This is a genomic window from Methylocystis sp., from assembly GCF_046349115.1.
In the GTDB taxonomy this organism is placed as follows: Bacteria; Pseudomonadota; Alphaproteobacteria; order Rhizobiales; family Beijerinckiaceae; genus Methylocystis.
This window is the reverse complement of record NZ_JAXMCX010000003.1, coordinates 276,623-297,936: the sequence shown is the minus strand read 5'-3', so window position 1 is coordinate 297,936 and position 21,314 is coordinate 276,623. Positions and strand designations below refer to the sequence as shown.

Here is a 21,314-nt window from a genome sequence, read left to right as displayed (position 1 = left end):
CTAAAGCGGCGTGACCATCGAGTCGCCTCGAGTTCCGTGCGCGGCAGGTGACGCGGCGATGCGTCGCAAACCTCAGCCAAACACACGCGAAACTTGAGGCCGCAGTTCGCGGGAAGGCGAAATGTGGAGCGGACAGACATGGCTCCTGGCCATTGCGACCTGGGCAATCATTGCGATTGGCGGCATCGTTTATCTCATCGTTGATCGACGACGCGAGAAGAAGTGACATCTTCGCATGGGTCGCCGTCGCTCAACGCCGTCAGCGCCAGGGCGCGGCGTGCGGAAGCCAAACGCATCGCTGGCTCAAAGCGATTTGCGCGATGGCGTGCGCGACATCGCTTCGCCTGAGAGCAGCAGCTTCGGTTGACAAGCTCGCCCGAAACGGGTCGGATCGAATGCGATGAGGCGTGAAGCCGCACGCAAGGCGTTTCTAAAGATTCATCGAATCATCGGCCTCTTCGTTGGGGCGGTGTTCGTTTTGGTTGGGCTGAGCGGCGCCATTCTCGCATTTCGCGAAACGATCGATGAAATGCTGAACGCCTCAATCATGCGCGTCGACGTTCCCGCGCAGGCGTCTTACCGCTCGACGGACGACATACTCGCCGCCGCTCTCGCGGCGATGCCCGCCGACGGTAAGGCGGAAAGACTGACGATGCCGCGCGGACCCGGGTCGGCGGCGACGATCACCTATATGGTCGAGACGGACGATTTCGAAACCGATGTTTATCAGCTGTTCGTCGACCCTTACGCCGCGAAGGTGAATGGGCGGCGGCTTTATCTGCATGGCGACAAGACATTTTCGCAGCCGCTGATCCCGATCGTTATGATCTTTCATTGGACGCTGCTGCTTGGAGTCAACAACGCCTATGTGCTGGGTTCGCTCGCCATCCTTATGTTCTTTTCCATTCTGATCGGACTGTATCTGTGGTGCCCGCTCTACGGCGACTGGCGTCTGGGCTTGAAAATCAAATGGGGCGCCAGCGCCGAACGACTCGCCTATGACGTGCACCGGAGCGTTGGCATCTATTGCGCCGCGATTTTACTGGTCACGCTGTTTACAGGCGTCGCCATGATCTTCAAGCCGGCGACGCGGTCGGCGACCGCTTTGTTTTCTCCCGTGCGTCCTGATCCTGAATTTGGCGCTTCGACGCCGCTTTCAGGCCAGCCGCCGATCGGCGTCGGCGCGGCGGTTGCCGCCGCCGATAAAATCTTTCCCGATGGAAGGCTCCACTGGATTCTTCTGCCAAGCGCGCCAACCGGCGTCTATGTCGTCGGCAAGCAATCGGACGATGAACCCAACCGAACCAATACAAATCGAAATGTCGGCGTCGATCAGTACAGCGGCAAGGTTCTCTATGTCCAGGATCGCGAAGGCTTCACCGCCGGCGAGAAATTTCTCGAATGGTTATTCCCGCTGCATTCCGGCGAAGCGTTTGGCGCGATCGGACGTTCGATCGTGCTATTTGTCGGGCTGACGCCGCTGACGCTTTACGTCACGGGCTTTTTGAGATGGCGACAGAAGCGCCGAGCGCGAAGGCGAGCGAAATATTGAGATATCGCATCTGAACGCTGTGCGCGTCTCGGCTCATTGCCCGACCAGGATCGGCATCTCGATCGTGTCCTCGGCGTTCTTCGCCTCGCCGAAAGCAAGTTTGAGCAGATATTTCCCCTTATGCGCGACGGTCGATTCCAAAGTGATAAAGCCGCCTGAACTCGGCCGCGCCGGCAGGGCGCTTATCTGTCTGAGCGCGCCGTCGGATTCAACCTGATAGAAGGACAGCGCGATGGATTCGTTTCGCGCGTCCTTTTCCATAAGCGTGACGGAAAAAATCACTTTGCCCGTTCCCGGCACGCGGTCGCAATATTCGTCATATTTGCTCATATCGTTGGTCGCGCCGCCGGCGTTCTCGTCGGAGTCGGGGAGGAAATATGTCGTGAGATGCACGGAATAGAAATCACTGACCCCAAGACATTCCGATATCGTGCGATCGCCCGCCTTCTCAGCCGGTTGTAGCGTATGCGCCTTCCAAAAGTCGGCGACGTATTGATTGAGCGCCGGAACCCAGAGGCGATAGGAAAACGCCGCGGCATTGACGCCGATCAGCAACACGATGCCTGCGAAAACCAGTAAGTTCAGACGCCCTGGACTCATCGCCTGCGCTTCCTTTCCCTTACGCCGAAGGCCATCTCGCTATAGAGCGCCGGTCATTCGCGCTCGCGTCTTCGACAGGCGCCCCGTCTTCGTGGGATTTGCCTCAAGGGCGCACCTCGAATTCCCAGGCGCCGCTGACGAGATGGCCGTCGGCCGATAGCGCCCGATAGCGCACCGTATATTTGCCGGGAGTCAAGCGATTGACGCTGACCGAGACATGGCTCGGATCGGCGCTGTCGATCGCCGCGTCGCGCTTGTCGACCCTCTCGCCTGCGGCGCTCACCACCGCCAAAGCGGCGAAGGCGTCGCGGATGCCGGCGTCGTACCAAACCTCCACCTTTCCGATATCCTCCGGGCCGACGCCGCCTTGCGCCGGGGAGGTGCGAACGACGATGGCATGCGCCAGAATGATCGCCGGTTGCGATGACTCTCGCGACGGGCGCGAAGGCCCGGTGAGCACAATCGCCGGAGCGGAGCTGATCGGCTGATCGCGCCTGCTTGGCGAAATATCCGAGCCCGCTTCGCGCGCCGCCGCGCTCGCGGATATCGTTGCGGTCAAGAGGAACGCCCCGAAGAATAGTGGACGGCGCGCTCGCCGGCTGGCGAAAATCCAAAATCTCGCATATGCGCTCGTCCTCATTCGGCAACGTCCAATAGCCATTCACGGCCGGCTCGCGAGCAAAGGTCATATTGGGGCGGCGCGACCGGCATTTTATATTGTCACAGACCCGACCGGCGACGCCATCCGGATGACGCGCCGAAATCGCGAGACGCTATACGCGGTCGCCGGACTTGAGGTTGTCCTTCGCTCCGGATATGCAAGTTTTATATAAACTGCATACGTCGCGGGCTCGCGGCGCGTCAAGGGAGCGCCCCAATGATGTGGTCGCCAATTCGTGCGCTGACGGCGGTTTTGGCGCTCATCGCGACTGTGTCGGCGGCCCGCGCCCATACGGCGGATATTTCCAGCAGCCGCATCGCGCCGGAAGGGCAGGGCCATTATCGCGTCGAGGTCGGCTTTCTGGGGACCGACATCGAGCGCATGTTCGCAGAGAACAAGCCGCGGAGCGATGTCGATCTGACCGAGCCTGGCGTCATCGAGGGGATGATCGGCAAATTTATCCAAAGCCGCGTCGATCTGCAGAATGCGGAAGGTCAAACCTGTCCGAGCGCGGTGGTTTCGGTCGGCGAAGACCCCACCAACCCGTCCGACTCGAAAGTCGTGCTGAGCATGGATTGCAGCGCCGTTCAGGGTCAAATCTATTACAACCCCGCGAGACTTCTCGCAGCGCAGGGGCCGCGGGCGAAACATCTCGTCAGCATCGGCGAGAAGCGCGACGACTCCAATCTGACCGAGGCGCAGCGCTTGGGCCGGGAGCCGGCGCCTGGACAGGTCATGATCTATCCCGGCGATCCGATGATCGATCTTTCCAAACCGTTGCTGACGCCTTGGCAACTCGCGCCGAAATTCTTTTCGGCCGGCGTCGAGCATATCATGACCGGCTACGACCATTTGTGCTTCCTGATCGCCGTGATGCTGTGGGCGACGCGCGTCTGGCCCGTCGTCAAGATCGTGACCGCGTTTACGGTCTCGCATTCGGTGACGCTGTCGCTCGCGGCGCTCGAACTCGTCAATCTGCCGAGCCAATGGGTTGAGATCGCGATCGCGCTGTCGATCATTTATGTCGCCGTCGAAAACTTCTTTTCGCGAAAGGTCGACGGGCGCTGGCATGATACTTTCGCCTTCGGCTTCATCCATGGCTTTGGTTTCGCCAGCGGCCTCATCGAACTCGGCGTGCCCCAGCGCGCCATCGTGCCGGCGCTGGCGAGCTTCAATATCGGCGTCGAGGTCGGCCAGATCGGCGTCGTGCTGATCGTTCTCCCGATGCTGCTTTTCGCCGACAGAATGTTCAACCATGGACAGCGCAGTCCGCTTCTCGTCAAGCTCTGCTCGGCGATTATTGCCGGCTTCGGCGTCTATTGGTTTTTCATGCGCGTCTCCGAACTAAGCTAGTCGGCGCTCGTAACGCGATCAGCGTTAGCGCCGTGGCGTACCTCGAATACCGGCCCCTTCCATCTTCAGCGCCGGCGCCGCGTCTTCATGCATTTCGATCGAGAGCCTGATTCGCAGGCGCCTTGGGCGTCGCTTTGATCGTCGCTTGCTGTGCAGGACCGCGTTTACGCCGCCTTAACCTTATGCACTGGCGCGTCACGCTGCGCATTGAATCCAGTCATCCACGCTTTATTTCTTGAAAGCGCTTGCGCTATTCCGGCGCTTATATGCAATTCATCTTGCATTCAGCGACCAGCGAGGAAAGTCCAGCATGGCGAATGCAGCGATGTGGCGAGCGGATGACGTCGAGGTCTCAGCGGTCGATGACCTGGACCTCTCCGCATGGGCGCGTAGCAATTGCGAGGCGAGGGAACTTTACGAAGAAGCCCTGCGGCGCGGCGAGGGACTTGCGGCTTCGACCGGCGGGCTTGTCGTTGAAACTGGCGTTCACACGGGCCGTTCGCCGAAGGATAAATTCGTCGTTTGCGACGCGCTGACCGACCGGACCATCTGGTGGGACAACAATCAGCCGATGACGCCCGCGCAATTCGATCGGCTTTACGACGACATGGCCGCGTATGCGCGGCGGATGAAGCTCTTCGCTCAGGACCTTCATGCCTGCGCGACCCCGGCCCATCAGCTCAACATTCGGGTTTTCACCGAATATGCTTGGCACGCGCTGTTTGCGCGTCATCTCTTCGTTCCGGCCGACGGCGACTCCAAACGCTTCGAACCGGAATTGACGGTTCTGGATCTCCCGTCATTTCAGGCCCACCCCTCGCGTCACGGCTGTCGTTCCGGCACGGTGATCGCGATCGATTTCTCGAGGGGCGTGGTCTTGATCGGCGGCACGCAATATGCCGGCGAGATTAAGAAATCGATCTTCACCTATCTTAACTTTATTCTGCCCGCGAAAGGCGTGCTGCCGATGCATTGCGCCGTCAATGACGGCGAGCATGGGTCCGCCGTTTTCTTTGGGCTCTCCGGGACCGGCAAGACGACCCTCTCCGCCGATCCGGCGCGCAGCCTGATCGGCGACGACGAGCATGGATGGGACGAAAGCGGGCTCTTCAATTTCGAAGGCGGTTGTTACGCCAAGGCGATCCGCCTATCGCAGCATTCGGAGCCCGATATATTTGCGGCCTCGCATCGGCGCGGCGCGATCCTTGAGAATGTGTCGTATGATCCGCACGCCGGCAGGTTCGATTTCGATGATGAGTCGAAAACCGAAAACACGCGGATCGCCTATCCGCTCGGCTTTATCCCCAATGCGTCGGCCACTCGCCGCGCCGGCCATCCGCGCAATGTCGTGATGCTCACCTGCGACGCCTTCGGCGTCCTGCCGCCGATCGCGCGGCTCACGCCAGCGCAGGCCATGTATCATTTCCTCTCCGGCTATACCGCCAAAGTCGCGGGGACGGAGCGCGGCGTCAAGGAGCCACAGGCGACCTTCTCGGCCTGTTTCGGGGCGCCCTTCATGCCGCGGCGGCCGACCGAATACGCCAATCTGCTGCGCGACTTCATTTTGTCCAGCCAAGCGAACTGCTGGTTGGTCAATACCGGCTGGACGGGCGGCCCCTACGGCATCGGGCGCCGGATGCCGATCGCGGCGACCCGCGCGCTGCTGCAGGGCGCGCTCGACGGCTCGCTCGCTCAGGGAGACTTCAGAATCGATCCATCATTCGGCCTGAGCGTGCCCGCGTCGGCGCCGGGCGTTGATCCCCGAATGCTTGATCCGGTCCAGACTTGGTCGTCGCGCGAGGATTTTGGGCAGATGGCGGATCGGCTTGTCGGCATGTTCGAAACCAATTTCCGCACGCTCGCGCTTGACGTCGATCGGCAAGTGCTTGACGCCCAGCCCGGCCGCATCCGGTAGTCGCTTCAGCGTTTGTCGCCGCTTGAAACTTCGCCCACGCGAGAAAATATAGGCACTACCACCGCGCGCCATCGGAGATGCGCATGCGCCACTGGACGCCTACCCTCGACTTCGATCTCGGCGACGTCGCCGACCGCGTGCGCGGCGCAACCGAGGCCTTCGCGACGGCGGAGATCGCGCCCTTAGCGCAAGAGATCGATGCGCAAAACGCCTTCCCTGCGGACCTCTGGCCCAAGCTCGGAACGCTCGGCGCCCTGGGACTGACCGTGCATGAGCGCTACGGCGGCTCGGGAATGGGCTATCTCGAACATGTCCTCGCCATGGAGGAAATCAGCCGCGCTTCCGCTTCGGTCGGGCTGTCCTACGGCGCTCACTCCAATCTTTGCGTCAACCAAATTCACCGGAACGGCTCCGAGGAACAAAAGCAGCGCTATCTGCCGAACCTCGTCGCGGGCCGTCACGTCGGCGCGCTGGCGATGTCGGAGCCCGGCGCCGGGTCCGACGTCACCGACATGCGACTCAGCGCAATCAAGCGCGGCGATCATTACCTGCTCAACGGCAGCAAGATGTGGGTGACCAATGGTCCCGACGCCGATGTCGTGATCGTCTACGCCAAGACCGACCCTGGCGCGGGGCCACATGGCATCACCGCCTTTATCGTCGAGCGGGGATTCCGAGGCTTTTCTTCCGGCGCCAAGCTCGACAAGCTCGGCATGCGCGGCTCCAACACCTGCGAACTCCTGTTCGAGGACTGCGAGGTTCCGGAAGACAACGTGCTTGGTCTGCCCGAACGCGGCGTCAATGTGCTGATGAGCGGGCTGGATTACGAGCGCGCGGTGCTTGCCGGCGGACCTCTGGGAATCATGCAGGCCTGCATGGATGTCGTGCTTCCCTATGTGCACGAACGCAAGCAGTTCGGTCACCCGATCGGCGAATTCGAACTGATGCAGGGCAAGCTCGCCGACATGTACACAGCGGTCATGGCGACGCGCGCCTATGTCTATTCGGTCGCCAAGGCCTGCGATCGCGGCCGCGTGACACGCAAGGACGCGGCGAGCGCAATATTATTCGCGGCCGAGCGCGCGACATGGATGGCGCTGGAGGCGATTCAATGCCTCGGCGGCAATGGCTATATGAACGACTATCCGACGGGCAGATTGCTGCGCGACGCCAAGCTTTACGAGATCGGCGCCGGAACGAGCGAAATCCGGCGCATGTTGATCGGGCGCGAACTCTTTCAGGAGACGGCCTGACTTTGGATTGAATCCATGCCCCGCTTCGACAGCCTTGTGAATGTGAAAGACGCGGATTACGCGAAGAACTATCAATTCATGGCCGAGCGGGTCGCGGAGCTGAAAAGGATTGCGGGGGAGATTCGCCTCGGCGGCGACGCGGCCGCGCGCGAACGCCATCTCGCGCGCGGGAAAATGCTGGCGCGTCAGCGCATTGACGCGCTCATCGATCCCTTGTCGCCCTTTCTCGAAATCGCGCCCTTCGCGGCGCATGGCATGTATGACGGGCGCGTCGCGGCGGCCGGAGTCGTCGCCGGCGTGGGCCGCGTGCATGGGCGCGAATGCATGATCGTCGCCAATGACGCCACGGTCAAAGGCGGCGTCTACTTTCCCTTAACGGTCAAGAAGCATCTGCGCGCGCAGGAAATCGCGGCGCAGAATGATTTGCCCTGCCTTTATCTGGTCGATTCCGGCGGCGCCAATCTGACCAGCCAGGAGGACGTCTTTCCCGACCGGGATCATTTCGGCCGCATTTTCTTTAATCAGGCGACGATGTCGTCGCGCGGCGTCGCGCAGATCGCGGTCGTCATGGGCTCCTGCACGGCCGGCGGCGCCTATGTGCCGGCGATGTGCGACGAAACCATCATTGTCCGCAATCAAGGCGCGATATTTCTTGCCGGGCCGCCGCTCGTCAAAGCGGCGACCGGCGAAGTCGTGAGCGCCGAGGAGCTCGGCGGCGCCGACGTGCATTGCCGTCGCTCCGGCGTCGCCGATCATTGCGCCGAGAATGACGCGCATGCCTTGGAGATCGCGCGGGACATCGTCGGCAATCTCGGCCCTGCGGGGACCATGAAGGTTGCGGTGAGGCGGCCTGCGGAACCTTGTTACGACCCGGCCGAAATCTATGGTCTGCTGCCGCAGGATCCGCGAAAGCAGTTCGACATCCGCGAAGTGATCGCGCGCCTTGTCGACGCCAGCGAATTCGACGAATTCCGCAAGCTCTATGGACCGTCGCTGGTGACCGGCTTCGCGCATATCCATGGCTATCCGGTCGGGATTGTCGCCAACAATGGCGTCTTATTCCCCGAGAGCGCGCAAAAGGGCGCGCATTTCATCGAACTTTGCGCGCGGCGCCAGACGCCGCTCTTGTTCCTGCACAACACCACGGGGTTCATCGTCGGCGCGAAATATGAAAGCGCGGGGGTCGCCAAGGAAGGCGCGAAAATGGTGACGGCGGTGGCGACCGCCGCGGTTCCAAAGCTCTCGATTATTGTCGGCGGCAGCTTCGGCGCCGGCAATTACGCGATGTGCGGGCGCGCCTATTCGCCGCGATTTTTATGGATGTGGCCTGGCGCGCGCATCGGCGTCATGGGCGGCGAACAGGCGGCGAGCGTGCTGACCCGCGTCAAGCGGGAAGCCATGGAGAAGCGTAAGAAGGAATTTTCGGCGGCCGAGGAGGAAGATTTCGCCCGCCCGATTCGCGAACAATATGAGCGCCAAAGCCTGCCCCTCTATTCGAGCGCGCGGCTTTGGGACGATGGCGTCATCGATCCGCTCGACACGAGACGAACCGTCGCGCTTGCCCTATCTTTCGCGCTGAAGGCGCCGATCGAGGAGACGCGCTTCGGCCTGTTTCGTATGTGAGCGAACTTTCATGACCGCTTTGCTGGAATCGATCGACGCGAATGGCGTCGCGACGTTGACGCTCAATCGGCCGCAGAAGCGCAACGCCCTCGACCCGGAGCTCATCGGCCTGCTCAAGGACGCCGTCGAAGCAATGGAGGCGCGCGCCGATATTCGAATCATTACCCTAGAAGGCGCCGGAGACTATTTTTGCGCCGGCGGCGATATCGGCGCGATGATCGGCGTCGCGCAAGGCTCGTCCAATGCGAATGAACAGGACGCTTTGGCGCTCGCGCAAATGCTGCACGCTCTGGATATCGCGTCAAAGCCTACGATCGCCCTGGCCAAGGGCGTCGTGGTCGGCGGGGGCGTTGGTCTGCTGGCGTGCTGCGACATCGTCATCGCCGCCGATGACGCGTCTTTCTCGCTCAGCGAAGTGCGGCTCGGATTGCTGCCGGCGATCGTCGCGCCCTTTCTCATTCGTGCGATTGGCGCGCGGCAGCTGCGCCGATATGCGTTGACGGCGGAGCGGTTTTCCGCCGCCGAGGCCCAGAGGATGGGTCTCGTGCATCGCGTGGCGCCGGCGTTGGAGACGGGCCTCGCGCATGCGGCGATCGTCGCCGAATTGCTTCGCGGCGCGCCGGACGCGCAGGCGGACGCAAAGGCCTTTTTCGCTGAATGCCATGGCCAGGGCGTCAATGCGGAGCTTCTTCGCGAGGCCGCGCATCGTTTGGCTGCGCGAAGATCGAGCGCCGAAGCGCGGGAAGGTCTTTCCGCCTTTGTTGAAAAGCGCCCACCGAACTGGCTCGCGGCCGATTGAAATGATGCGCAAGCTCCTCATCGCGAACCGCGGCGAGATCGCTTGCCGGATCATGCGGACAGCGAAGAGAATGGGCGTCGCGACCGTCGCCGTTTACTCGGAAGTCGACGCGCATGCGCAGCATGTCGAATTGGCCGACGAAGCCTATCTGCTCGGACCCGCCCCGGCGCGCGACAGCTATCTCTCGATCGAGAAAATCATCGAGGTCGCGAAGCGCTCCGGGGCCGACGCATTGCATCCCGGCTACGGCTTTCTTTCCGAGAACGCCGATTTCGCTGAATGCTGCGCGGCGAATGGATTGATCTTCGTTGGACCGCCGCCGCGCGCGATGCGGCTGCTTGGCGCAAAGAGCGCCGCCAAGGCGGCGATGGCGCAGGCGGGAGCGCCCGTTGCGCCGGGTTCACGCAGTGGCGATGACGCCGAACTTATCGAAGCCGCGCACGCCATCGGCTTTCCGCTGCTCGTCAAGGCGTCGGCCGGCGGCGGCGGCAGGGGCATGCGCATTGTTCAATCGCCCGAAGAATTGTCATCGGCGCTCGACGGCGCCCGGCGCGAAGCGCGCGCGGCGTTTGGCGACGATACGCTGTTCGTCGAAAAATATTTCTCCGGTTATAAGCATGTCGAAATCCAAATCTTCGCGGACTCGCATGGCGGCGTCATCTCCTTTCACGAGCGCGACTGCTCCCTGCAGCGTCGCCGCCAAAAGATCATCGAAGAGACGCCGGCGCCTGGGCTGACGCCGTCGCTGCGCCAGCAGATGAGCGACGTCGCGGTCCGGGTCGCGCGCGCGGCCGGCTATGTCGGCGCCGGCACGGTCGAATTTCTAGTCGGCGACGACCACTTCTATTTTCTTGAAATGAACACGCGGCTGCAGGTCGAACATCCGGTCACCGAGATGGTTTCGAACCAGGACCTCGTCGAATGGCAGCTGCGCATCGCCTGTGGCGCGCCGCTTCCCTTCACTCAAAATGAGCTGAAGCTAAGCGGCTGCGCGATCGAGGCGCGGCTTTGCGCCGAAGACCCCGCGCGCGGCTTTTTGCCTGCGGTCGGCGAGATTGTTCACTTTCGGGCGCCGCAGCCCGCGCCTTTCCTGCGCATCGATTCGGGCGTTCGCGCCGGCGATCAGGTCGCGCCTTACTATGACTCGCTGCTGGCGAAGCTGATCGTCCATGGCGAGAACCGCGCGCAGGCGCTGGCGCGCCTGCAGGCGGCGCTTGAAGAGTTTGAGATCGTTGGAGTCTCGACCAATCTCGATCTGCTGCGGGCGATTGCCAAGAGCGACGCCATGGCGCGCGGCGATTACGATACGGAATTCGTTGCGAATAATATCGATACGCTGACTGCCCCTGCTGCGACGGACATTGATTTGGATCGCGTCCTTGTTGCGGCGGCGGCGTCATTGTTCCTCGTCGACATTCAGCGCGCGGCGAAGGAATCGAGCGAGGCGCTCGGCGACAATTGGTCGCCCTGGGCCAAGGCTGACGCTTGGCGCATCTATGAATGCGCCGGCTGCGAATTCGCTGTTACGCAGGCGGGCCGAATTCTAAGGGCGCACATCCTGCGGCCGCAAAACGCTGGCTTTTCGCTAAGTTTTGGCGGCGTCGTGTCTTTCGTGGAGTTTGAGAAGAAAGGCGATCGCCTGCTTCTGCGTGTTGGCGCAGTTAAGCTTGAGGTCGCGACCATTGTCATGCGCGACAGCCTCATCATCGTTCTACGCGGTAGAAATCATGTCGTGGATTGGTTACGGACAGCGGCGTCTCTACAGGATCGGGGACCGTCCGACGATCGTGTGCGCGCGCCGATGCCGGCGACCGTCACTCGCGTCGCCGTGAGGCCTGGCGAATTGGTCAGCAAAGGGCAGACGCTCGTGGTTCTGGAGGCAATGAAAATGGAGATCGCTGTGGCCGCGCCGCATGACGGCGTCGTCAAGAGCGTCGCCTGCGCGGTGGGCGACATGGCGAAGGAAGGCGCGGAACTTGTTATGCTGGCGCAAACAAAATGCCCATAAATGTCCCCTCACGAGTCTGTATCGTGGAAGTCGGCCCTCGCGACGGCTTGCAGAATGAGAAGTTGACGCTGTCGCCGCAGGTAAGGGCCGAGTTCATCAACCGTCTCGCGGCCGCTGGGATCAGGCGCATCGAAGGCGGCAGCTTCGTCTCGCCGACCGCCGTGCCCCAAATGGCGCACACGGACGAAACTTTCGCGCTCGTCTCGAGGCAAAATCTGCGACTCTCTGCGCTCGTTCCAAATCTTCGCGGACTTGCGGACGCTCTCTCGGCAGGCGCCGACGAGATTGCCGTATTCGCCGCCGCCTCCGAGACATTTTCGAAGCGCAACATTAATTGTTCGATCGATGAAAGTCTTGAACGATACGCAAAAGTCGTCGCCGAGGCGCGGCGCTACGGCGTCATGACGCGCGGCTATGTTTCCTGCGCCCTGGGGTGCCCTTATGAAGGCGCCGTCGATTACGCCAGAGTCGTGTCGGTCGCGAGCGCGCTCCTGGACATGGGCTGCTTCGAAATCTCGCTCGGCGACACCATCGGCGTCGGTACGCCGCTGCAGGCTCGCCGACTGGTGGAGCGCGTGGCGAGGGTCGCGCCTCTGGATAAAATCGCGGTGCATTTTCACGACACCTACGGGCAGGCGCTCGCCAATATTTTCGCTTGCCTCGAAAGCGGCGTCTGCATTATCGACAGTTCGGTCGCCGGCATCGGCGGATGTCCCTTCGCGCCGGGCTCAGCGGGCAATGTCGCGACCGAAGATGTCGTCTACATGCTGCAGCAGATGAATGTTGAAACCAACATATCGCTCGAGCGACTCATCGCGGCAGGCGCATTCGCCTGCGCGCAGCTCAATCGCGCGCCGGCGAGCCGCGTCGCGTTGGCCTATGGCGCGAAAAGCGACCAGCCGGTCGGCGCATGATTAGAGTCGACGCCTTGTCAAAAAACTGCGCCGCGACAGATTAACGTCAGCCCTCGCGGTAGATCGCGCCATGACATCCTATTTCGAATTGAGCGCCGAACGGGAGGCCATCCGCGAGATGGCGCGCGACTTTGGACGCGATCGACTTGCGCCCTTTGCGCTCGATTGGGATCGCGAACATGTCTTCCCCATGGACACGCTGCGCGACGCTGCGGCGCTGGGCATGGCGGCGATCAATGTGCGTGAGGCGTCAGGCGGCGCCGGACTGACGCGTTTCGACGGTGTGCTGATCTTCGAAGCGCTCGCCATGGGCTGTCCGACGATCGCCGCCTATCTTTCGATTCACAACATGTGTGCGACTCTCGTCGACGCTTTCGGGAGCGAGCGGCAGATCGATAAATGGCTGCCGAAGCTCATCACGCTGGAGGTTCTATCGAGCTATTGCCTGACCGAGTCGGGCAGCGGTTCGGACGCGGCGGCGTTGCGCACGCAGGCGACGCAGAGCGGCGATGATTATGTCTTGAATGGCGCGAAGCAATTTATTTCGGGCGCCGGCGCGGGCGGCGACGATCATCTCTATGTGGTCATGGCGCGCACCGGCGAGCCCGGCCCGAAAGGCATATCGGCGTTCGTCGTGGAAGGCGGAACGCCGGGATTGAGCTTCGGCGCGCTCGAGAGAAAGATGGGATGGAACGCCCAGCCGACCCGCGCCGTCATTTTCGACGAATGCCGCGTGCCCGCGGGAAATCTCATCGGCCGCGAGGGCGATGGATTCAAGATCGCGATGGCGGCGCTCGACGGCGGGCGGTTGAACGTCGCCGCCTGTTCGCTCGGCGGCGCGCAGTCGGCCTTCGATCATGCTTTGCGCTATATGAGCGCGCGCAAGGCCTTCGGCCAGGCGCTCGACCAATTCCAGGCGTTGCAGTTCCGTCTCGCCGACATGGCCACACAGCTTGAAGTGTCGCGCACCTTTCTGTGGCGCGCGGCGACCGCGCTTGACGCCAAGGCTCCCGGCGCCACGACGCTCTGCGCGATGGCGAAGCGCGTCGTCACCGATGCCGGTTTTAACGTCGCCAATGAGGCGCTGCAGTTGCATGGCGGCTATGGCTACCTCAGCGAATATGGAGTCGAGAAAATCGTTCGCGACCTGCGCGTCCATCAGATTCTCGAAGGAACCAATGAAATCATGCGCGTCATCATCGCGCGTGCGCTACTAAAGTAGCCATGGAGCTTATCGCTTCGCGCGAGGGTCGGCTCGGGCGCATTCTGCTCAACCGGCCGCAGGCGCTCAATACGCTGACGCTGCCGATGGTGCGGGAATTTCGGCGGGCGCTTGACGAATTTGGCGACGACGATGGCGTTTGCGCCGTGCTTGTCGCCGGCGCCGGCGATCGCGGCCTCTGCGCCGGCGGCGACGTGAGGATTCTCTATGAGTTGGAGGCTGCGCAGAAGCGGCGGTTCGCCGACTTCTGGCGCGAGGAATATCAGCTCAACGCCCGCATCGCTTCCTTTCCCAAGCCCTATGTCGTGATCATGGATGGGATCGTCATGGGCGGCGGCGTCGGCATATCGTCGCATGGCAACCGGCGGGTCGTGACCGAGCGGAGCCGGATCGCCATGCCGGAGGTCGGCATCGGATTCTTTCCCGACGTGGGCGCGAGCTGGCTTCTCTCCCGCGCCGGCGCGATCGGTCTCTATATGGCGTTGTCGGCTGCGTCGGTGACGGCGGCTGACGCCATCGACGGCGGTCTCGCCGATCTCATGATCCAATCGGAAGATATCGAGCGGCTAATCAAGGAATTCTCGACGATTAAGCGCGCCGAGGATGTCGACGCCGCCTTGCGGCGTCTTGCGCGCCAAAGCGATCACGGTCCGCTCTCGCAACACAAGCGATTGCTCGCTGAGGCGGCCGCGTATGAGCAGGTCGCGGATGTGATCGCCGGTTTTACGCGCGAGGGATCGGAATTCTCGCTGGGCGCGGCTGAGGACATCCGTTCGAAGTCGCCGACGGCGCTGAAAGTCACGCGCGCATTGCTCCAGCGCGCCGCGCAGGCTCCCGATCTCGAAACCTGTCTGACCAATGAGTTCAAGGCGGCCTGCCGCATGCTCGCCACTCACGATCTCTATGAAGGAATTCGCGCCGCGATCATCGACAAGGATCGGCGTCCGAAATGGTCGCCCGACAGGCTCGACGCAGTGAGCGCCGAAGCGGTCGAAGATATTCTCGCCGGCGACGATACGCCGCCGCCGATGTTTAAATACTGGAATTCGTCGCCATATTCTCTCTGGGAGAGCTGAGGACCAGAGGACTTTGTCATGAGCGCTGCCGCACCCGTCGCCATTATCGGCGCCGCGCGCACGCCGATCGGCGCCTTTCTGGGAGAGCTGAAGGACATTCCTGCGCCGCAGCTCGGCGCCCGCGCCATCGAAGCCGCCGTGGCGCGCGCCGGACTCGCGCCAAACGACATAGACGAAGCAGCGATGGGCTGCGTGCTTTCCGCCGGCCTCGGCCAGGCGCCGGCGCGTCAGGCGGCGCTCGGCGCGGGACTCTCCGAAGCGACCGGCGCCATCACTATCAACAAGATGTGCGGCTCGGGCATGAAGGCGGTGATGCTCTTGAGTGACCAGCTCGCGGCGGGCGGCGCGCGCGTCGCGGTCGCGGGCGGCATGGAGAGCATGAGCAATGCGCCCTATCTGCTCGATCGCGTTCGCTCGGGTTACAGGATGGGCCATCGCAAGGTCCTCGATCATATGTTCTTGGATGGTCTCGAGGACGCCTATGAAAAAGGCCGGCTGATGGGTTCTTTCGCCGAGGATTGCGCGACGCAATATCAATTCACCCGCGAGATGCAGGATGATTATGCGGCGACCTCGCTCGCGCGCGCTCAACGCGCCACGGCAGACCAATCCTTCGCTCAAGAGATCGCGCCGATCACGCTGGGCAAAGGCGCCAATGCGCGAACCATCGCCAGCGACGAGCTCCCCGGCAAGGCGAAGGCGGAGGATATTCCGCGTCTCAAACCGGCGTTCAGGGAGGATGGAACGATCACCGCCGCCAACGCCAGCGCAATATCTGACGGGGCGGCGGCGCTGGCCCTGATGCGCGCCGACGGCGCCGAGCGCGCCGGCGCAACGCCGCTCGCGCTCATAAGGGGCTATGTCACCGTTGCTGGCGCGCCGAGTCGCTTCTCCGTCATGCCGATCGAAGCGATCCGCAAGCTGATGGGTCGGGTCGGTTGGACGACCGGCGACGTCGATCTCTTCGAGATCAATGAAGCTTTCGCCGTCGTCGCGATGGCGGCGATGCGCGAGTTGGACCTGCCGCATGACAAGGTCAATGTTCGCGGCGGCGCATGCGCGCTTGGCCACCCAATTGGCGCATCGGGCGCGCGGATCATCGTCACGCTGCTTTCCGCTCTGGAGTCGATGGGCCTGAAGAAGGGCGTCGCCGCGCTCTGCATCGGCGGCGGAGAGGCGACCGCCATCGCCATAGAGCGGCCAAGTTAGCGCCAGTTTCTCGGGTGCGGTTGCAGTGAAATCCTCACGAATGAATTGAGAAAGGATCAAGCAGCGACTCTCCCGCGCTGCGGCGCGAAAACACAAAAAAATTGTCGCGGCGACGTGACGCCTCGCATCGCCGCGCTACTTCGCTCATCAGGAGCGGGGCGATGGGAAACATTGAGATGGGCTTCGATCTCCCTTTGGATTTCGTCCAATTGCTGTCGCCGAGCGGCGAGATCAGCAAGGCGGCGAGCGCATCGGCGAAAGACATTGACCGGCTGGTCCAATTCTATTGCGCGATGACGCGAACCAGAATCTTCGACAATAAGGCGATCAGCCTTCAGCGCACCGGTCAGCTCGGAACATTCGCCTCCGCGCTCGGCCAGGAGGCGATCGGCGTCGGGGCGGCGGCCGCGATGGAAGAACGCGACGTGCTCGTGCCGTCCTATCGCGATCACGCGGCGCAATTCCATCGCGGCATGTCGATGTCGGAATGTCTGCTCTATTGGGGCGGCGACGAGCGCGGCAGCGATTTCAAACATGCGCGCGGCGACTTTCCAAATTGCGTGCCGGTCGCCACCCAGGCGCCGCATGCGGTCGGCGCTTCTTACGCGCTGATGATGCGCAAGGAGCCTCGCGTCGTCGTCACTTTTATCGGCGACGGCGGCACTTCGAATGGCGCCTTTTACGAAGCGCTGAATATGGCGGGAGTCTGGAAGACGCCGGTCGTGTTCATCATCAACAACAACGGCTGGGCGATATCGACGCCGCGCGAACTCGAAAGCGCGGCCGAAACCCTCGCGCAAAAGGCGGTCGCCGCCGGCGTTGAAGGACGGCAGGTCGACGGCAATGACGTGATCGCGGTCCATGAAGTCGTGCGTCGGGCGATCGACAAGGCGCGGTCGGGCGGCGGGCCGACGGTGATCGAGGCGCTCACCTATCGTCTCGGCGATCACACCACCGCCGACGACGCATCGCGCTATCGCGATCCCGAGATCGTCCGCGTGCAGTGGACGCGCGAACCGATCGCGCGGCTGCGCTCTTATCTCGTGAGCCAAGGCGCTTGGTCGAAGGAGCAGGAGGCGACGCTTCATCAGGCGTGCGCGGAAGAAGTAGACCGGGAGGTCGCCGCCTATCTGAGCGCTTCGCCGCTCGGCTCCGACGCGATGTTCGACCATCTTTACGCTAGGCTCCCCGACTCCATGCAGTGGCAACGCGAAGAGGCGCGCCGCTTCGCGCCAACGAACGGGAACGGCCATGGCTGAAATCACTTTGGTCGAAGCGGTCAATCTCGCGCTGGCGCGGGCGATGAGCGAAGACGATGATGTCCTGCTGCTCGGCGAGGACATCGGCGTCAATGGCGGCGTGTTTCGCGCCACCAACGGTCTGCAGTCGCGCTTCGGCCGCAATCGCGTCATCGACACGCCCTTGGCCGAAGGCGGCATCGCCGGGGTCGCGGTGGGCATGGCGGCGATGGGGCTGAAGCCCGTCGCCGAAATTCAGTTTTCAGGCTTCATCTATCCGGCGATCGATCAGATCATCAATCACGCCTCCCGGCTGCGCAATCGCACGCGCGGACGAATGACCTGCCCGATGGTGCTGCGCTCGCCTTGCGGCGCCGGCATTCACGCGCCCGAGCATCATTCGGAAAGTCCAGAAGCGATGTTCGCGCATATGCCAGGGCTGCGCGTTGTCGCGCCCTCTTCGCCGGCGCGCGCCTATGGTCTGCTTCTGGCGGCGGTGCGCGATCCCGATCCGGTGATCTTTCTCGAGCCGACGCGGCTCTATCGCCTCTTTCGCGAGGAGGTCGCGGACGATGGCGCCGAACTGCCGCTCGACGCCTGTTTCACATTGCGGGAAGGCGCCGACGCGACGGTCGTGACCTGGGGCGCGATGGTTCCGGAGACGCTGGCCGCGGCCGATAAGCTTGAAGAAGAGGGCGTGACGATCGACGTGATCGATGTCGCGACGCTAAAGCCGCTCGATATTGAGACGATTCTGCGGTCGGTCGAAAAGACCGGACGTTGCGTCATTGTCCATGAAGCGCCGCGCACAGCCGGATTTGGCGCCGAAATCGCCGCCGAAATCGCCGAGCGGGCGCTCTATTCGCTGCTGGCGCCGATCAAGCGGGTCACCGGTTATGACGTCGTCGTGCCGCTGGCGAAATTGGAGAAGCAATATATTCCGAGCGTCGATCGCATCATCGACGGCGTTCGCCAGGCGATGGAGGCGTCATGAATATTTTTCGTCTCCCTGATCTCGGAGAAGGGTTGCAGGAGGCCGAACTTGTCGAATGGCGCGTGGCCGCCGGCGAGAACGTCAAGGTCGATCAGCCGCTGGTCGCGGTCGAAACCGCCAAGGCCGTTGTCGAAATTCCGTCGCCTCAGGCCGGCCGCATCGAGCGGCTGTTTGGCTCTGCCGGAGACGTGATCCGCATCGGCGCGCCACTGGTGGGTTTCGAGGGCGCTGGGGAGGATAGTGGATCGGTCGTCGGCGCGGTTCAGCATGGCGCCGCAATTGTCCGCGATCAGCCAATTTCGGTTGGTCACGCCGGCGGGGCGCTGCGGGCGACGCCTGCGGTGCGGGCGCTGGCGCGCAAGCTCAATGTCGATCTCGCCATGGTGACGCCCTCAGGACCTGACGGGCTGATCACTGTCCAGGACATCGAACGGGTGGCGCGCATTCTCAGCGAGACGGTCGCCGCCGAGCCGCTGCGCGGCGCGCGTCGCGCCATGGCGCATAATATGGCGCAGGCGCAGGCCGAAGTCGCCGCCGCCACCATCGTCGACGACGCCGACATCAACGCCTGGGCCGCCGGGACCGACACGACCGTCCGGCTGATCCGCGCTCTTGCCAAAGCCTGCGAGGCGGAGCCTGCGCTCAACGCCTGGTTCGAGCCTCATGCCTTCGCGCGTCGCGTGATGAAGAAGATCGACCTTGGCGTCGCCGTCGATCTTTCCGAAGAGGGCCTCTTCGTGCCTGTCCTGCGCGATGTCGGCAATCGCGACGCAAAGGATTTGCGCAAGGCGCTGAACAGGATGCGCGAGGACGCCGCGGCGCGGCGCATCCCGCCCGAGGAGCTGCGCGGCGCGACCATTACGCTCTCGAATTTCGGCATGATCGCCGGGCGCTACGCCGCGCCGATCGTTCTGCCGCCGACGGTCGCGATTCTCGGCGCCGGCCGCATCCGCGACGAGGTCGTGGCGGTCGATGGCGCACCGGCGGTGCATCGGATACTGCCGCTCAGCCTGACTTTCGATCATCGCGTGGTGACCGGCGGCGAAGCCGGCCGGTTTCTCGGTGCGGCGATCGCCGATCTAACGCGCGCGGCCTGAGAATTATTCGGCGTTTGGTTGCGCTTCTGGCCGCGCCGCGACGAAGGCGGGGTGGACGCTGCAGGCGGCGTCTGCCACGAGGATGCGCGGGCAGTCGTTGAGCGGCACGTCGAAGCGCCGCGCATTATAGACCTGCGGAATGAGGCATATGTCAGCGAGAGAGGGCGTTGCGCCAAAGGCGAAAGGCGCGGGCGCGATCAGCGCTTCGACCGCGTGTAGGCCCTCGGCGATCCAGCGCCGGCGCCATTCGGCGATCTGCTCGTCCCTCGCGCCGAATGAACTTTGCAGCGCCTCGATGACTCGCAAATTGGCGAGCGGATGAATCTCGCAGGCGATCGTCAACGCCGCCGCCCGCGCCTGAGCTGCCAATACGGCGTCTTTCGGCAGGAGCGGCGGATCAGGCTGTAGCGCGTCAAGATAGTCGATGATCGCCAAGGATTGGGTGATCAGTCTGCCGTCGTCGAGCTCCAGCGTCGGTACGATCGCCAGCGGGTTTTTCGCCCGATAGCCGAGGTCACGCTGTTCGCCGCGCACTAAATGGACGTGCCGGCGTTCGACGGCGAGCCCCTTGAGCGCGATCGCGATGCGTACGCGATAGGCGGCCGACGAGCGGAAATAATCGTAAAGGATCATGGGTCTTTAACCGGGCCGGCGACGCAATATTTAAATAGCAGTTCAGCGCAAGCTGCAAAGGCCTCGTCATGGAGTCGATGCGTGGCGGCGCCGCGACGCCCGCCGAAAACCCGATGGGAACGGACGGATTCGAATTTGTCGAATTCGCCCATCCGGAGCCTGCGCAACTGGCGTCGCTATTTGAAAAGATGGGTTTCGCGGCGGTCGCGCGCCACCGTTCCAAGAATGTGACGCTGTATCGCCAGGGAGAGGTGAATTATGTGCTGAATGCGGAGCCGCGCAGCTTCGCCGCCGACTTCCAGAAGGCGCATGGGCCCTCGGTCTGCTGCATCGGTTTTCGCGTCGTCGACGCCGCCAAGGCGATGCGCCGCGCGGTTTCGCACGGCGCCAAGCCTATCGCTTTCGGCGTCGGCCCGATGGAGCTGAACATTCCGGCGATCGAAGGCGTCGGCGGCTCGCTCATCTATTTCGTCGATCGCTATGGCGACCAGGGTTCGATCTGGGATGTCGATTTCAGATGGACGGGCGAGCGCGATCCCAAGCCTTTCGGCGTGGGCCTGACGGAGATCGACCATCTTACCCATAATGTGCGCCGCGGCCGCATGGACGCGCTGGCGAAATGGTACGAGCGCATCTTCAATTTCAAGGAGATTCGCTATTTCGACATCGAGGGCAAGCTGACCGGCCTGCGCTCTCGCGCGATGACCAGTCCCTGCGGCAAGATTCGTATTCCGATCAATGAAAGCTCGGACGAGAAAAGCCAGATCGAGGAATTTCTCGACGCTTACAAGGGCGAAGGCATTCAGCATATCGCCTGCGCCTGTCGCGACATCTACGAAACTGTTGTCGCGATGCGCAAGAACGGGCTCGATTTCATGCCAGCGCCGCCGGACGCCTATTATGATGCGCTGGAGCAGAGGCTCCCGGGCCATGGCGAGCCGACGCAGCGGCTCAGGGAGCTCGGCATTCTGATCGACGGCGTCACGACCGGCGCGCGCCGTCTGCTGTTGCAGATTTTCTCCAAAACGGTCATCGGCCCAATCTTTTTCGAATTCATTCAGCGCAAGGGCGATGAAGGCTTCGGCGAAGGAAATTTCCGCGCTCTGTTCGAGTCGATCGAAGAGGACCAAATCCGCCGCGGCGTGTTGAACCGGGCCGCGAGCTGAC

The 21,314-nt window shown here is 62.8% G+C and carries 18 protein-coding genes; 15 read left to right on the top strand and 3 right to left on the bottom strand.

The genetic code is table 11. From position 1 onward, the window contains the following. Positions 1 to 400: 400 nt before the first annotated feature. Positions 401 to 1,552 (top strand): PepSY-associated TM helix domain-containing protein, encoded by a 1,152-nt coding sequence (locus U1E20_RS10890; protein WP_409980623.1) that lies wholly within the window; start codon positions 401 to 403, stop codon positions 1,550 to 1,552. Between the two features lie 33 nt (positions 1,553 to 1,585). Here the strand turns inward: U1E20_RS10890 and U1E20_RS10885 are convergent, their stop codons facing one another. Beyond that, positions 1,586 to 2,152, bottom strand: coding sequence for a hypothetical protein (locus U1E20_RS10885; protein ID WP_409980622.1), 567 nt, complete (start codon positions 2,150 to 2,152; stop codon positions 1,586 to 1,588). 103 nt (positions 2,153 to 2,255) lie between these two features. Continuing rightward, positions 2,256 to 2,711, bottom strand: coding sequence for a copper resistance protein CopC (locus U1E20_RS10880; protein WP_409980621.1), 456 nt, complete (start codon positions 2,709 to 2,711; stop codon positions 2,256 to 2,258). Positions 2,712 to 3,029: 318 nt separating this feature from the next. Here U1E20_RS10880 and U1E20_RS10875 point away from each other — a divergent pair, with 318 nt between their 5' ends. From U1E20_RS10875 to U1E20_RS10815, 13 genes are all read left to right on the top strand, one after another. Next, complete coding sequence (locus U1E20_RS10875) at positions 3,030 to 4,166, top strand: HupE/UreJ family protein (protein WP_409980620.1); 1,137 nt, start codon at positions 3,030 to 3,032, stop codon at positions 4,164 to 4,166. A gap of 310 nt (positions 4,167 to 4,476) precedes the next feature. Then, positions 4,477 to 6,081, top strand: coding sequence for a phosphoenolpyruvate carboxykinase (locus U1E20_RS10870; RefSeq protein ID WP_409980619.1), 1,605 nt, complete (start codon positions 4,477 to 4,479; stop codon positions 6,079 to 6,081). A gap of 83 nt (positions 6,082 to 6,164) precedes the next feature. Next, the gene (locus tag U1E20_RS10865; RefSeq protein WP_409980618.1) at positions 6,165 to 7,334 is read left to right on the top strand and encodes an isovaleryl-CoA dehydrogenase; all 1,170 of its coding nucleotides are present in this window, start codon (positions 6,165 to 6,167) and stop codon (positions 7,332 to 7,334) included. 15 nt (positions 7,335 to 7,349) lie between these two features. Continuing rightward, the gene (locus U1E20_RS10860; protein WP_409980617.1) at positions 7,350 to 8,957 is read left to right on the top strand and encodes a carboxyl transferase domain-containing protein; all 1,608 of its coding nucleotides are present in this window, start codon (positions 7,350 to 7,352) and stop codon (positions 8,955 to 8,957) included. Between the two features lie 10 nt (positions 8,958 to 8,967). Beyond that, positions 8,968 to 9,756, top strand: coding sequence for an enoyl-CoA hydratase-related protein (locus U1E20_RS10855; protein WP_409980616.1), 789 nt, complete (start codon positions 8,968 to 8,970; stop codon positions 9,754 to 9,756). A gap of 1 nt (position 9,757) precedes the next feature. After that, on the top strand, positions 9,758 to 11,764 hold the full coding sequence (locus U1E20_RS10850; RefSeq protein WP_409980615.1) for an acetyl/propionyl/methylcrotonyl-CoA carboxylase subunit alpha: 2,007 nt from the start codon (positions 9,758 to 9,760) through the stop codon (positions 11,762 to 11,764). After that, positions 11,761 to 12,678, top strand: a complete 918-nt coding sequence (locus U1E20_RS10845) for a hydroxymethylglutaryl-CoA lyase (protein WP_409980815.1) — start codon at positions 11,761 to 11,763, stop codon at positions 12,676 to 12,678. The genes U1E20_RS10850 and U1E20_RS10845 overlap by 4 nt, the downstream gene beginning before the upstream one ends. Positions 12,679 to 12,748: 70 nt before the next feature. Next, positions 12,749 to 13,900: an acyl-CoA dehydrogenase family protein gene (locus U1E20_RS10840; RefSeq protein WP_409980614.1), complete on the top strand. Its 1,152-nt coding sequence runs from the start codon at positions 12,749 to 12,751 to the stop codon at positions 13,898 to 13,900. A 2-nt stretch (positions 13,901 to 13,902) separates the two neighbouring features. Then, positions 13,903 to 14,976, top strand: coding sequence for a 3-hydroxyisobutyryl-CoA hydrolase (locus U1E20_RS10835; protein ID WP_409980613.1), 1,074 nt, complete (start codon positions 13,903 to 13,905; stop codon positions 14,974 to 14,976). An 18-nt stretch (positions 14,977 to 14,994) separates the two neighbouring features. Next, positions 14,995 to 16,185 (top strand): acetyl-CoA C-acyltransferase, encoded by a 1,191-nt coding sequence (locus tag U1E20_RS10830; RefSeq protein ID WP_409980612.1) that lies wholly within the window; start codon positions 14,995 to 14,997, stop codon positions 16,183 to 16,185. 161 nt (positions 16,186 to 16,346) lie between these two features. Then, entirely contained in the window at positions 16,347 to 17,444 is a 1,098-nt protein-coding gene (gene pdhA, locus U1E20_RS10825; protein ID WP_409980611.1) for a pyruvate dehydrogenase (acetyl-transferring) E1 component subunit alpha, read from the top strand. Then, entirely contained in the window at positions 17,437 to 18,417 is a 981-nt protein-coding gene (locus tag U1E20_RS10820; protein WP_409980610.1) for an alpha-ketoacid dehydrogenase subunit beta, read from the top strand. Before pdhA ends, U1E20_RS10820 begins: the two co-directional genes overlap by 8 nt. Next, positions 18,414 to 19,514, top strand: coding sequence for a dihydrolipoamide acetyltransferase family protein (locus U1E20_RS10815; RefSeq protein ID WP_409980609.1), 1,101 nt, complete (start codon positions 18,414 to 18,416; stop codon positions 19,512 to 19,514). The genes U1E20_RS10820 and U1E20_RS10815 overlap by 4 nt, the downstream gene beginning before the upstream one ends. Before the next feature lie 3 nt (positions 19,515 to 19,517). On the opposite strand, the gene maiA is transcribed toward U1E20_RS10815, so the two are convergent. Further along, complete coding sequence (gene maiA / locus U1E20_RS10810; RefSeq protein WP_409980608.1) at positions 19,518 to 20,147, bottom strand: maleylacetoacetate isomerase; 630 nt, start codon at positions 20,145 to 20,147, stop codon at positions 19,518 to 19,520. A 68-nt stretch (positions 20,148 to 20,215) separates the two neighbouring features. On the opposite strand from maiA, the gene hppD reads away from it, so the two are divergent. Continuing rightward, positions 20,216 to 21,313 carry a 4-hydroxyphenylpyruvate dioxygenase gene (gene hppD, locus U1E20_RS10805; protein WP_409980607.1) on the top strand — a complete coding sequence of 366 codons (1,098 nt, stop codon included), beginning with the start codon at positions 20,216 to 20,218 and terminating at the stop codon, positions 21,311 to 21,313. The last annotated feature ends 1 nt before the right edge of the window (position 21,314 follow it).